The 13,288-nt window shown below is 37.1% G+C and carries 11 protein-coding genes and 1 riboswitch; of the genes, 6 read left to right on the top strand and 5 right to left on the bottom strand.

Annotated elements, in window-relative coordinates; all coding sequences use genetic code 11:
- The first annotated feature begins 18 nt into the window (after window positions 1–18).
- The 5 genes from IGL93_RS09995 (at window position 19) to manA (ending at window position 6,828) form a co-directional block, all read left to right on the top strand.
- On the top strand, window positions 19–1,746 hold the full coding sequence (locus IGL93_RS09995; RefSeq protein ID WP_002374237.1) for an ABC transporter ATP-binding protein: 1,728 nt from the start codon (window positions 19–21) through the stop codon (window positions 1,744–1,746).
- Window positions 1,743–3,611 (top strand): ABC transporter ATP-binding protein, encoded by a 1,869-nt coding sequence (locus IGL93_RS09990; RefSeq protein WP_002356577.1) that lies wholly within the window; start codon window positions 1,743–1,745, stop codon window positions 3,609–3,611. Before IGL93_RS09995 ends, IGL93_RS09990 begins: the two co-directional genes overlap by 4 nt.
- A gap of 161 nt (window positions 3,612–3,772) precedes the next feature.
- Window positions 3,773–4,642 carry a VOC family protein gene (locus IGL93_RS09985; RefSeq protein ID WP_025192700.1) on the top strand — a complete coding sequence of 290 codons (870 nt, stop codon included), beginning with the start codon at window positions 3,773–3,775 and terminating at the stop codon, window positions 4,640–4,642.
- A gap of 129 nt (window positions 4,643–4,771) precedes the next feature.
- Window positions 4,772–5,815, top strand: coding sequence for a serine hydrolase domain-containing protein (locus IGL93_RS09980; protein ID WP_010776036.1), 1,044 nt, complete (start codon window positions 4,772–4,774; stop codon window positions 5,813–5,815).
- 41 nt (window positions 5,816–5,856) lie between these two features.
- Window positions 5,857–6,828 (top strand): mannose-6-phosphate isomerase, class I, encoded by a 972-nt coding sequence (gene manA, locus IGL93_RS09975; protein ID WP_002356580.1) that lies wholly within the window; start codon window positions 5,857–5,859, stop codon window positions 6,826–6,828.
- 54 nt (window positions 6,829–6,882) lie between these two features.
- Here manA and IGL93_RS09970 read toward each other — a convergent pair whose 3' ends face one another.
- The 5 genes from IGL93_RS09970 to IGL93_RS09950 all read right to left on the bottom strand — a co-directional run bounded on the left by IGL93_RS09970 (window position 6,883) and on the right by IGL93_RS09950 (window position 11,520).
- Complete coding sequence (locus tag IGL93_RS09970) at window positions 6,883–7,428, bottom strand: ECF transporter S component (protein ID WP_002356581.1); 546 nt, start codon at window positions 7,426–7,428, stop codon at window positions 6,883–6,885.
- Window positions 7,429–7,430: 2 nt separating this feature from the next.
- Complete coding sequence (locus IGL93_RS09965; protein WP_002376589.1) at window positions 7,431–8,405, bottom strand: nucleoside hydrolase; 975 nt, start codon at window positions 8,403–8,405, stop codon at window positions 7,431–7,433.
- Between the two features lie 77 nt (window positions 8,406–8,482).
- Window positions 8,483–8,527: riboswitch (PreQ1 riboswitch) on the bottom strand.
- 114 nt (window positions 8,528–8,641) lie between these two features.
- On the bottom strand, window positions 8,642–9,334 hold the full coding sequence (locus tag IGL93_RS09960) for a type 1 glutamine amidotransferase (RefSeq protein ID WP_010709837.1): 693 nt from the start codon (window positions 9,332–9,334) through the stop codon (window positions 8,642–8,644).
- Window positions 9,324–10,676: a Mur ligase family protein gene (locus tag IGL93_RS09955; RefSeq protein ID WP_002356584.1), complete on the bottom strand. Its 1,353-nt coding sequence runs from the start codon at window positions 10,674–10,676 to the stop codon at window positions 9,324–9,326. The genes IGL93_RS09960 and IGL93_RS09955 overlap by 11 nt, the downstream gene beginning before the upstream one ends.
- Window positions 10,677–10,881: 205 nt before the next feature.
- Window positions 10,882–11,520 (bottom strand): helix-turn-helix transcriptional regulator, encoded by a 639-nt coding sequence (locus tag IGL93_RS09950; protein ID WP_002381503.1) that lies wholly within the window; start codon window positions 11,518–11,520, stop codon window positions 10,882–10,884.
- A 403-nt stretch (window positions 11,521–11,923) separates the two neighbouring features.
- On the opposite strand from IGL93_RS09950, the gene ssnA reads away from it, so the two are divergent.
- Window positions 11,924–13,258, top strand: a complete 1,335-nt coding sequence (gene ssnA, locus IGL93_RS09945; RefSeq protein ID WP_010776035.1) for a putative aminohydrolase SsnA — start codon at window positions 11,924–11,926, stop codon at window positions 13,256–13,258.
- The last annotated feature ends 30 nt before the right edge of the window (window positions 13,259–13,288 follow it).

Below are 13,288 nucleotides of genomic sequence, written 5' to 3'. Positions count from 1 at the left end.
AAAAGGAGGAGAAGTTAGTTGATTAAACTAGTCAAACGGATGTCGTTATGGTCGGTCTTTGCAGCGGTTTTATTTATGATCGTGCAAATTATCGCAGATTTATATCTGCCCACATTAACATCTAATATCATTAATGACGGTGTCGCTAAAGGAGATATTAACTATATTTGGAGTACAGGAGTTGTCATGTTAGGCTTTTCTTTGATTAGCATTGTCGCTTCTATTGGAAATACCTTTTTTGCCACCAAAGAATCACAAAGTTTAGGTAAAAAATTACGGACTGATATTTATCGAAAAGTTGAAAATTTTTCTAATAATGAATTTGACAAATTTGGGACAGCTTCGCTAATTACACGAACAACCAATGATGTCAATCAGATTCAAATGGTTATGCAAATGTTTTTACGTTTAATGATTAACGCACCTTTAACGTTAATTGGTGCAAGTTTTATGGCGTATAACAAGGACCCACAATTAACGAAAATTTTTCTATATGTTTTACCAATTATGGCTGTTTTAGTGGGTGGTATCATGTTTTTAGCGGTTCCGTTATTTAAAAGCATGCAAAAGAAAACAGACCGTTTAAATTTAGTTTTTCGTGAAGGACTGACAGGGGTTCGTGTGATTCGGGCCTTTGGCAAAGCAAACTATGAAGAACAACGTTTTGATGAAGCCAATAAGGATTATACACAAACGGCGATTAAAGTGAATACGATTGTCGCTTTGATGATTCCTTTAATGACACTCATTATGAGTGGTACCAATATTGCAATCACCTGGTTTGGCGGTCATTATATTGCGGAAATGCAACTAGAAGTAGGGAACTTAATCGCCTTTATGACTTATGCCATGCAAATTCTGATGAGTTTCATGATGCTATCCATGATTTTTGTCATGGTACCGCGGGCGCAAGCTTCTGCTGATCGGATTAATGAGGTGCTAAATACTGATTCAGAAATCAAAGATGTACCCAATCCAGAACTACTCTCTCTAAAAGGCGACAAAGCAACATTGGCGTTTGAACATGTTAATTATCGTTACCAGCATGCTGAAAACTTAGCACTGGAAGATATAGATTTTTCAGCAAAATCTGGGGAGACGGTCGCAATTATTGGTGGGACAGGTTCTGGGAAAACAACGCTGGTTAATCTTTTACCACGTTTTTATGATGTTGAATCTGGCAAAATTTTGCTAAATGGTAAAAACATTAAAGAAACGTCACAGCATAATTTACGAGAAATGATTGGCTTTGTACCGCAAAAGGCTGTTTTATTTACAGGAACGATTCGTGAAAATATGCAATACGGCGCCCCAAATGCGACCGATGAAGAAATTTGGCAAGCCTTAGAAATCGCGCAGGCGAAGGCGTTTGTTTCAGAATTGGCAGAAGGTTTGGATAGTCATGTCGAACAAGGCGGCGGTAATTTTTCTGGCGGACAACGCCAGCGGTTGGCTATTGCTCGTGCTTTAGTAAAACCAGCAGATGTCTATGTTTTTGATGATTCCTTTTCTGCATTGGATTTCAAAACAGATGCTAATTTAAGAAAAGCCTTAAAAGAGCAGATGACGGATGCAATTGTCGTTTTAGTAGCCCAACGTGTAAGTACGGTTATGGAAGCATCGACAATTTTAGTATTAGACGAAGGGAAATTAGTTGGTAAAGGAACGCATGAAGAGTTATTAGCGAATAACCAAACGTATCAAGAAATTGTACATTCTCAATTGAGAGAGGAGGACCTTGCATGAGTAGTCGACCAAAAGGCGGACCAATGGGCGGGGGACCAGGACGTAACATTGGCGCAAAAGGGCCAAAACCAAAAAATTTCTGGAAAACAGTGAAACGTTTATTTCGGTACATGTCTAAACGAATGCTGTCAATTATTGCTGTCTTAGTATTAGCAATCGCAGCCGTCGTTTTCCAAATTCAAACACCAAAAGTATTAGGACAGGCAACAACTGAAATTTTTAAAGGCGTCATGAAAGGCGCTGCTGAAATGAAACAAGGCTTAAAAATAACTTCTTTTCCAATTGATTTTGACAAAATCGGTCAAATTTTATTAATTGTTATTGCCATGTACCTTATTTCTGCTGTCTTTAATTTCTTGCAGCAAGTAATTATGACACGTGTTTCACAGCGAACAGTTTATGAATTACGTCAAGAATTAGAAGCGAAAATGAACAAAGTTCCAATTTCCTATTATGATACTCATAGTAATGGGGACATTATGTCACGGGCAATTAACGACATGGATAATATTGCGAGTACTTTACAACAAAACTTAACCCAATTAATTACCAGTATCGTGACATTTGTGGGTGTACTTTGGATGATGCTGACCATTAGCTGGCAGTTAACACTAATTGCTTTAGCAACAGTGCCATTAAGTTTAATTGTTGTGATGGTTGTGGCACCTCGCTCGCAAAAACATTTTGCGGCTCAACAAAAAAGCTTAGGATTATTGAATAACCAAGTCGAAGAAACCTACGGTGGTCACGTAGTAGTAAAAAGTTTCAACCACGAAGAAAGTGATCAAGAAGTATTTGAAAAAGAAAATGAAAAATTATATCATGCTGGTCGCAAAGCACAATTTATTTCAGCGATCATTATGCCTTTAATGAACTTTATCAAAAATCTAGGCTACGTGTTTGTTGCAGTCCTTGGTGGCGTAAAAGTAGCGAATGGTATGATGGATTTAGGGGATGTCCAAGCATTTCTTCAATATACCAATCAATTTTCACAACCGATTACTCAAATCGCTAATTTAATGAATACAATCCAAGCTACGGTGGCTTCGGCAGAACGTGTCTTTGAAGTATTAGATGAAGAAGAAATGGTGGATGAACCTTCTGGCGTACCAGTGGAAACAGATAGTCCTTATCGTGTTTCTTTTGAACATGTTGCTTTTGGCTATTCACCAGAGAAATTATTAATGAAAGATTTCAATTTAAATGTTAAACCTGGGGAAATGGTCGCAATCGTGGGCCCAACAGGTGCTGGAAAAACAACCCTAATTAACTTATTGGAACGCTTCTATGATATTAGTAGCGGCAGCATCAAATATGATGGCGTAGATACGCGCGATTTATCTCGCGAAGAGTTGCGAGCACACTTCTCAATGGTTCTTCAAGATACTTGGTTGTTCACTGGAAGTATCTATGACAATATTCATTATGGTAATGACCAAGCGAGCGAAGAAGAAGTGATCCGTGCGGCGAAAGCAGCCCATGTGGATGATTTTGTCAGAAAATTACCAGAAGGCTACCAAACGATTTTAAATGAAGAAGCCAGCAATATTTCTCAAGGTCAACGACAATTAATTACAATTGCTCGAGCATTCTTAGCAAATCCAGACGTTTTAATTTTGGATGAAGCCACCTCAAGTGTGGACACTCGAACAGAAATACTGATTCAAGCAGCAATGAATCGTTTATTGGAAAATCGGACCAGCTTTGTAGTTGCTCATCGCTTGTCGACTATCCGTGATGCTGATACGATTATCGTTATGGCAGAAGGTTCAATTGTGGAAACAGGAACCCACGATGAATTAATGGCGAAAAACGGTTTTTATGCTGATTTATATAACAGTCAGTTTTCAGAAGAAGTAGCCTAAAAGGCGAAGCAAAAAATAGTAATTCATGATGAGGCTTCAGGAACCATAGTCGTAAAGACTGGTTCCTGAAGCCTTATTTTTTTGACAAAAAGTTGGCGAAATTGAAAAATTTCTATTTTCTTTTGAGAAAAACAGGATATTACTTGATGAAATAGCAAGAGATGTATAAAATGGGAGAGAAGAAAATGGAGGTAACAGAAAAAATGACTGAATTTCAATTAGAAAAAGCTGCGACATTAAAAACAATTGCCATTCGTGCGAAAAAAGTTGGCGAAATGGTCGACTTTTATAAAAAAGTAATGGGTTTTGTTTTAAAGTCAGAAGAAAATAACCTGTCTATCTGGGGTACACGTGAAGCAGGAACGCAATTATTAATTTTAGAAGAAACTAGAAAAGCCGAAGATTTTCATAATGAAGAAAAGCAAATGGCTTATTTTTCAATTAAAGTTCCTACGGAAAAAGAATTTTTACAAATTGCTCAACGAGTGCTTGAGCAAGACTACCCAATTGATGAAAGTTTCCAAATTGGCACACGACAAAGCATGTTCATTACTGATCTTGAAGGCAATCAATTTGAGATTTTTCACGATGAAGCAACAGCAAATTCGACTTCTGAAAAGCAACCAATTGTGCTTAAAGATCTTATCAGTGAGGACTTAGAGCCACATCAAGGGTTAGCCGCTGGGTCATATTTAGCGCATGTGCAATTAAAAACAAACAATCAAAAAGAAATAAAAGCATACTATGAGGAAGTTCTGGGTTTAAAACGCAATGAAAAAGATCAATTTGTTTTAGAAGATGGCAAAGCAACTATTGGATTCCAAAAACCTGAAACAAGTGAAGTGGATCAATTACCTGATCCACACTTAGGTTTAGATTTCTTTACCATTAAGCTCTCTGATCAAGAACATATTTTAGCAATGGAGCAACAATTAACGGCAAAAAATCAAGAGTTCTTTATTGACCAGAAAAAAGCGATTGTTACTATGTTTGATCCAATTGGCTTGGAATGGTGGTTTGTCTTAAAATAAACGCTTAGACAGACAAAATAAGCTTGTTTTAGCAAGTCTGGAATAAAGTCGGAATAAAAGTTTAACGCTACTTTTGTTCGGGACTTATTCTAGACTTTTCCTTTAATATTAAAAATAGAAGGTGAAAAAATGTACGAAAAAACAAAGTGGAAAATTCAAAAAATGATGAAAAAAGGTGTTTTTTCGGGGGCTAGTTTTTGTTTCATTGAAGGTGAAAAAGAGGAGAGCAATTGTTGGGGACTCGCACAAATAAAACCCACCAAAGAACAATTAACCTCGGCCATGCTGTTTGATGTGGCTTCTTTAACCAAAGTAGTCGGCACCACCACCGTTATTTTGCAATTAGTGGAAGAAGGAAAAATTATTCTAGATCAATCATTACAAACTTATTATCCCTCTTTTCAAGATTCTAATATTACAATCCGGCATTTGTTGACACATACGGCAGATTTACAAGGCTATATTCCTAATCGTGATCAGATGAATGCCCAAGAATTAAAAGACGCCTACAATCATTCATTTCACGCAGGCAAAGCGATAGGTAAAAAAGTTGTTTATACAGATGCAGGGACTATTTTATTAGGCTTTATGTTAGAAGAAATGTTCCAGCAATCAATGATAGAAATTTTATCTGAGCGAGTATTGCTTCCTTTAGGGATGAACGAAAGTACGTTTCTACCAAAGAATCTTTTAAACTGTGTGCCAACAGAATTACATGAACAAAGAGGGTTGATTCGAGGTACAACCCATGATCCTAAGGCATTTGTTTTACGGGAACATGCAGGGAATGCTGGCTTGTTTAGCAATGTCTATGATTTAACAAAATTTGTTCGAATGTATTTAAATCGAGGCAGTTATCACAATCACCAATTCTTGAAAAAAGAGACAATTGATTTGTTACTAGTTAACCAAGTGCCAGCTGCAGATAAACCACGTTCTCTAGGCTGGGATTTTAAATATGATGTAGCTACGCAACGGCCATTATTATTCCATACAGGCTATACAGGCACTTTTTTGCTAATTGATGTGCAAAAACAATCAGCGTTTATCTTTTTATCTAATCGAGTCCATCCAGAGGACCACCGGAATACTTATATCGAAGAAAGAGATCAGTTGTTGGCAACCTATTTAAAAGAGAAATCATCAGTTTCAGATGAAATGACTAGTTTTTAGTGATATAATGAGAGCGAATTCAATTTGGGAGGTCACAGTCAATGCAAGAACCATTATTTTTACAACCTGTTTTTCAAGAAAAAATTTGGGGCGGCAATCGTCTACACACGCTATTTGGTTTTGATTTACCGAGCGATAAAATTGGTGAAGATTGGGCCATCAGTGCACATCCACATGGCGTTAGTACTGTTTTAAATGGCGAATTTAAAGGAAAAAAATTAGATGAATTGTGGGCAGACCATCAAGAGTTATTCGGCCATGCAGGTGGCGCTGTCTTTCCATTATTAACGAAAATTTTAGATGCTGAAGATGATTTATCCGTGCAAGTTCATCCTGATGATGCATATGGTCAAAAACATGAAGGCGAGCTAGGCAAAACTGAATGTTGGTACATTATTGATGCAGAACCTGGCGCTGAAATCATTTATGGACATCACGCGAAAACAAAAGAAGAACTAGCTGAAATGATTGAAGAAGGTCGTTGGGACGATCTTTTAAGAAAAGTACCAGTGAAAAAAGGCGATTTTTATTATGTACCAAGCGGCACTATTCATGCCATCGGCTCGGGTATTTTAATTTTAGAAACGCAACAAAGCAGTGATACTACGTATCGGGTTTATGATTATGATCGAACAGATGATCAAGGAAAGACCCGGGAATTGCATATTCAACAATCCATTGATGTGACAACCGTTCCGGCGAAGGATCCTGACCTCTCTATTCAACAAGAAAATCAAGGACAATCAAGCATTGTTACTTATGTAAAAACAGATTTCTTTAATGTCTATGAGTGGCGTGTCAGTGGGATTCTAAAAGTTAAAAAACAAGCACCTTATACATTAGCAACAGTTATTGAAGGTGTGGGTCGATTGATTACAGAAGATGCTGCAAAAGCAGATGTGGCTACTTTTGATTTGAAAAAAGGTGATAGCTTTATCTTTCCAACAGATATTCCGAGCTGGCGTTTTGAAGGTGATCTAACGATTATAGCTTCAGAACCTGGTAGTCGCTAAAAAAAGAGGGGATCATCAACAGATGATTTCCTCTTTTTTTGGCATTAAAACAGTTTATTTTGTTATAAAGGAACGTTTAGGTAAGGCAGCGATAACAGCTGTGACGATGATGACTGATAGCAGACGATCCCCGTAATCTGTTATCAATTGAACCAACAGGACGCTTGCTAACTGATTTAAGCCTAAACCATATAAAAATTGGACAATTATGCTGGAGCCAGCAGAAGTAATTCCACCAAATAAACAAACTGTGATTAAGGAAGAAATCACTGTTCCTGGTATCGTTAACCACAACGTTTTAAATGGTAATTTGGTTACTTTTAACTGCTGATGAAGGAGCAAGCCTGCTAAAATTCCTGTGCAGAGTTGGACAGGTGAATAATACAGAGAAAAGATATCCGTTGTCAATCCAGTTAATAGACTTGTTAAAATACCTGTCAGTGCACCAAAGAGTGGGCCTAATAACGCACCTGTAAAAATAGTTCCCACGCTATCAAGATAAATTGGTAAACGAAGGAGTAACGCAATGGTACTGCCGAGGTAATTTAAAGCAACACTAAAAGCGATAATTGTAATGATTCGTGGTGTTATTTTTTTCATGGTTATCCCATCCTTAAATTTTTGAAATCTCTTTCGATCTCATCTATTTGTACATTTAAAAGAATGGATAGAAACTTCACGAAAAACTGTTGACTATCAACCGTAGTCAAGACATGACAATTAGCTGGTTGCTGCTGGAAATGATACTGATCGATCATTGATTGCCCCATAGCAATGCCGTCAGGAACAATTTGTCCGTAACTGGAAAAGCCTTGGCAGAGCGTAGGATCAATAAAATAAGCAACCGCTAAGGGATCGTTGATAACACACCCTAAAATACGTTCATATTTCCAATGAAAATCAAAATAAAATTGAGTAATCTCAGCGAGGTAATTCCCCATTTTGGGGTTGAGTCGTTGACAATAGTTGAGAATTGTTGGTGTAAAAACAATTTCTCGTGTGACATCTAAGCCGACCATCTCGATTTTTGCACCTAATTCCTCAAAAACCCAAGCTGCTGCATCAGGATCACACCAATAATTAAATTCTGCAACAGGAGAGCAATTGCCGTGGCTTTTAAAGGTACCACCCATTGAGACAAAACGTTGAAGATTTCGTCCCAGAAGAGGTTCTTTTTTTAAAGCCAACGCAATATTTGTTAAAGGACCAAGGGCAATGATTGAGCAATCGGTAGCTTGTTGAAAGGTTTGTGCTAAATAGTCAGCAGCGGAAAGCGCTTGTGCTTGGATTTTGCTAGTTCTGGGGAAATATGTTTCACCTAAACCATCCATGCCATGTGTATCTTGTGCACTAACAAATGGCCGTTTTAAAGGGCTAGCAGCCCCTTGGTAGACAGGAATATCTAAGCGATTAACTTTTTCCAAACATTTAAAAACATTTTCCACGCCAATCTCCACAGGGACATTTCCGCAAACAACTGTAATCGCTTGGACATCTAGCTCTGGTGAAGCAAGTGCATACAAGAGAGCAAGCGTGTCATCAATTCCGGGATCACAATCAATAATTACTTTTTGCATTTTTTCCAATCCTCCTTTTTCGTTAACTGCAAATGATAACTCTTGTTAAAAAAGCTATGACTTGAGTTAGTATTGAGAGATACTTAGTTTTTTATTCTGGGAAGTTTCCGAACCAGTCCGAGAAATTCTCGATTTTAAATGCACCTCTTTATCTTACTATATTTTGTAAAGATGTAAATAGTTGTCGGAGAAATGAAAAAGAATCTAGCCCTATATGTAGGAACTAGATTCTTCTTTTATTTATAAAGCGTTTCAGGAATAGCGATCGGTTCACCATATTTTTTCTCTAAAGCGGTCCGAATTAACCGAATCCCTAGATTTTTGTTGCGTGCTAAGATTGGACCGTGGAAGTAGGAACCAAACACATTTTTATAGACAACGCCTTCGCCATTATCTTGACCGTTATTGCCTTTGCCTTGTTTGACTGTTCCTAAAGGTCGTTCACCTTCGCCTAAAAAAGTCATGCCATTATGATTCTCAAAACCATAATACGTTTCATCAAATTCTTCATTATAAATTTCAATATCACCAATGAAACGATTGTTGTCTTGGCTCAAAGTGTAATGATCTAATGCACCGATTCCTTTAATTTTTTCGCCTTTTGCGCCGACATAGTAATGTCCTAGAAGTTGATAACCACCACAGATAGCTAACAAGACGCCGTCATTTTCAATATAAGAAGTCAAAGCTTCTTTTTTATTCTGAATGTCTTCTGAGATGATCAGTTGCTCGAAGTCTTGACCGCCACCAACAAAGACTAAATCATATTTTTCGGGATCAAACGGTTCGTAGATACTGATAATTTCTGATCGGAAGGTAACGCCCATTTTTTCGGTTAAATATTTAAGCATCAATAAATTTCCGTTATCTCCGTAAGTATTTAATAAGTTGCCATATAAATGACAAACGACTAATTCTTTAGACACCATTCATTCCCCCTTGAATATACCCTTGGGCTGTTAATGATTTTCTTAATTGCAAAACAGCAGTATAGGTTGCCAAAATATAGACATGATCTGTCGGCAACGTTTTAATTTCTGAAATTACTTGCTCTAAATCAGCAATTTCTAGTAATTTTTCTTCAGGAATACCCGCAACTTTTAAACGCAAGGCCATATCTTCATGGCGATCACCGCCAGCAATTACTTTTGGAATGTCCATATCAGCAAAGGCTTCATGATTACCATCCCAAATCCAACTGACATCAATTCCATCTGCATAATTGGCATTTAATAATGAAACCAGCGAGAAAGAGTAAGGGGCTAAGCCCATCATATCAATGACCTGATTTAAACCAACGGGATTTTTTACTAAAACTAATGTACATTCTTTATCGCCAACTTTAATAGTTTCTTGACGCCCAAAAACTTTTTCATCATAAGCTAAACCTGCTCGGATTTTATCTGGTGCCACCTGATAATATTCTGCTACCGCTGTGGCCGCTAGCGCATTATAAACATTATACATCCCACCAACAGCAATGCCGTATTCTTCGCCATCAATCACAAAATCAGCAGATGTATTATCCATCCGGACCATCTCCGTTAACTGCACATCCAACTCAGGCCGTTTGAAGCCACAATTTGGACAATAGTAATCACCTAAATTAGCATACGTAATCATTTTATAATGAAGAATATGATTACATTTTGGACATAAAACCCCATCTGTATTGTAATGAGCCAATTGCTCTTTCGGTGGTAAATGATTAAATCCATAGTATTTGCGAGGATTTACAGTTTCTTTTGAATTAAAAATTGGCGAATCACCATTGCACAAAATAGTTGCTTCAGGAGCAGCAGCGGCGCCTTCCATAATTAAGCGATACGTCGTATAAATTTCACCATAGCGATCCATTTGGTCGCGGAAAATATTCGTAAAAACAAATAATTTTGGTTGAATATATTTAGTGACACGGCTTAAACTTGCTTCATCAATTTCTAAAACCGCAAATTTCTTTTGTCCTTTTTTCGCCTTGGCATTTAAAAAAGTAGAGACAATTCCTTGCTCCATGTTAGCACCAGTTGGATTTGTTAATACCTCATCAAATTCTTGGCGTAAAATGTTAACAGTTAAAGCAGTTGTCAATGTTTTGCCGTTCGTTCCAGTGACTACGACAATTTCATAGTCTTTTGCCAATGTATCTAAAATTTTAGGATCGATTTTTAGGGCTAATTTCCCTGGGTAGCTACTGCCGCCTTTAAAAAATGTTTGTAAAACCCATTGCGAAGTTTTTCCTGCAGCAATTGCTAAATGACTTCGAATCCCCATTTGTTGTCCCCCAATTTCTATATCTTTAATTTTTCGTTATTTTAAATTAAACTCAATCTATCATACCATAACTAAAATAAAAAATTAATTCCTTTTACTTTTTCTTACTATTATTTAAAAAGTCTTTTAGAAAAAGTAGAATAGTGAAGGAAAAAAGAGAATAGACGACTTGTCTTAACAACAAATCGTCCATCGATTTCCATTTTTATTTCGCATCAATATAACTGTATAGCGTATATTTAGAAATATTGAAGAAGTTAGAAACTTTGTCCCCAGATTTAGTGACTAAGAAGGCGCCTTTATTGTTTAAAAATTGAATACACTTGATTTTATCGTCCTTCGTCATTAATGGGACCGGCTTACCAACTAATTTAACTGATTCGTGAATTAAATCGTCTAACAACTCATTAACATCCTGAGGAATGTAATCAGGGTCTTTATCTTCTTCAGGTTCTGCAGTGGAAATCAAAGATTTTAAGTTCGACTCTGCAGCAATCAATGTAGTGATGTCGTAGTTAATAGCAAAAATACCATCGAGCTGACCATTCTCATCTTTAAAATACATTGTACTAGATTTTAAAATACGACCATCATGGGTGCGGGTCAGATAGTTAATATGATCATTCAACTCACTAGGGTCTTTTTTTAAGGCTTCTAAGACTACTTGAGAAGGTCCATCGCCCAGATGACGAGAAGAGACATGACCATTTTCAATGGAAACAATAGAATTGTTAATATTGTCTTCATTGATTTGGTGGATAACGACTTCGCAGTTTTCACCAAATTGACCAGCTAAACCTTTAGCAATTTGTGTTAAAAAAGTAAGTTTTTCGTCGGATAACATAAATAAGCTCCTTTCTAATGTGCCTGGCACAAACAGTTTTTATAAGATTGTGTCAAATTTAACATAATATTTTTAAATGGAATAGGCAGGGCTAAATCCTTTAATGTCGCATACTACCTGTTCTGAAAAATAATGATAGCATGATAAAAATAATAATACAAGATAACGGCTGTCAAAATTCTAAAAAATATTTTTTAGGTAGCATTGTTTTTTTTAAGGTAAGGTGATATACTTTAATTAAGTTAATGAGTTCGTTAGTAAAAAAATGCAAGCGCTTCAAATGCTTTTCGTAAGGAATGTAGATTAGCAAAGCTAATCAAGCTATATTCGTGAATGATTGAGCGATTGATTTGTAAGCGTTTGCCACTTGTGGGGAATAGGTTGAAAAATAGGAGGAGAATACATGTTATTAATTGGAAATGGGCGTTTAATCACTCGGGATGCGCAGAATCATTTTTTTGAAAATGGGTGTGTGGCGATTGATGGTCAAGTTGTGAAACAAGTCGGAACGACAGAAGAATTAAAACAAGCTTATCCAGAAGCGACATTTATTGATGCTAAAGGTGGAGTGATTATGCCAGGCTTTATTAACATGCACAATCATATTTATAGTACCTTTGCACGTGGGTTAAGTTTAACGAATTATCATCCTAAAAATTTCATGGATATTTTGGTAGATCAATGGTGGCGAATTGATCGTGCCTTGACATTAGAAGACACTTATCAAAGTGGTAAGGTTGCTTATTTAGATAGTATTCGCAACGGCGTTACAACTGTCTTTGATCATCATGCTAGTTACGGAGAAATTACAGGGAGTTTAACCCAATTATCTAATGCAGCGGACGAGTTAGGGATTCGAACCTGCCTTTGTTATGAAGTTTCTGATCGCGATGGTGAGCAGAAAATGCGGGAAGCAGTTCAAGAAAATGCCGCCTTTATTAAAGCCAGTTCCTTAAGAAAGGATGATATGCAAAAAGCGATGATGGGTATGCATGCAGCCTTTACTTTATCAGATGCTTCTTTAGAATTATGTGCAGCCAATACGCCAGATGGGATTGGTTATCATATTCATATTGCAGAAGATTTAGCCGATGTTCATGATTCTTTGAAAAAATATGGGAAGCCGATTGTGAACCGATTATTTGATTTAGGAATTTTAGGAAAACAGACAATGGCAGGCCATTGCATCCATATTGGACCTCATGAGATGGAATTACTAAGAGATACAGACACAATGGTGGTCACGAATCCAGAGTCGAATATGGGGAATGCGGTCGGTTGCCCACCTGCAATGCGCATGTTTAATGAGTATGGTATTTTGATGGGTCTTGGCACAGATGGTTATACGAATGATGTGACGGAATCTTATAAGGTAGGAAATGTTATCCACAAACATCATTTAGCTGATCCAAATGCGGCTTGGGCAGAAATTCCCACAATGCTGTTTGATAATAATCCGCAAATGGCTAATCGCTATTTTAAAACAAAGCTAGGCGTTTTAGAACCTAATGCAGCAGCAGACGTCATTATTGTTGATTATCATGGCCCGACACCAATGACAAAAGAGAATTATAACATGCACATTTTATTCGGTATGAATGGTGGGATGGTCACTGACACGGTGATTAATGGAGAAATTCGGATGCGTAATCGTGAAGTTCAAGGAATTGATGAAGAGAAAGTTTGGCATGATGCGCAAACGCAAGCACAATCTTTCTGGAAACGAGTAAATCAATAGCTTTCATTATAAATAAAAGGAGTGACGTTA

Source organism: Enterococcus sp. DIV1328a, from assembly GCF_050536905.1.
Taxonomy (GTDB): domain Bacteria; phylum Bacillota; class Bacilli; order Lactobacillales; family Enterococcaceae; genus Enterococcus; species Enterococcus faecalis.
Note: the sequence above shows the minus strand (reverse complement) of the source record. Positions and strands in the feature narration are given on the sequence as shown.

Coding starts and splice junctions, on each gene's coding strand:
- IGL93_RS09980 (WP_010776036.1), top strand. CDS start 4,772: ATGTACGAAAAAACAAAGTGGAAAATTCAAAAAATGATGAAAAAAGGT.
- manA (WP_002356580.1), top strand. CDS start 5,857: ATGCAAGAACCATTATTTTTACAACCTGTTTTTCAAGAAAAAATTTGG.
- IGL93_RS09950 (WP_002381503.1), bottom strand. CDS start 11,520: ATGTTATCCGACGAAAAACTTACTTTTTTAACACAAATTGCTAAAGGT.
- IGL93_RS09955 (WP_002356584.1), bottom strand. CDS start 10,676: ATGGGGATTCGAAGTCATTTAGCAATTGCTGCAGGAAAAACTTCGCAA.
- ssnA (WP_010776035.1), top strand. CDS start 11,924: ATGTTATTAATTGGAAATGGGCGTTTAATCACTCGGGATGCGCAGAAT.
- IGL93_RS09990 (WP_002356577.1), top strand. CDS start 1,743: ATGAGTAGTCGACCAAAAGGCGGACCAATGGGCGGGGGACCAGGACGT.
- IGL93_RS09970 (WP_002356581.1), bottom strand. CDS start 7,428: ATGAAAAAAATAACACCACGAATCATTACAATTATCGCTTTTAGTGTT.
- IGL93_RS09965 (WP_002376589.1), bottom strand. CDS start 8,405: ATGCAAAAAGTAATTATTGATTGTGATCCCGGAATTGATGACACGCTT.
- IGL93_RS09960 (WP_010709837.1), bottom strand. CDS start 9,334: ATGGTGTCTAAAGAATTAGTCGTTTGTCATTTATATGGCAACTTATTA.
- IGL93_RS09985 (WP_025192700.1), top strand. CDS start 3,773: ATGTATAAAATGGGAGAGAAGAAAATGGAGGTAACAGAAAAAATGACT.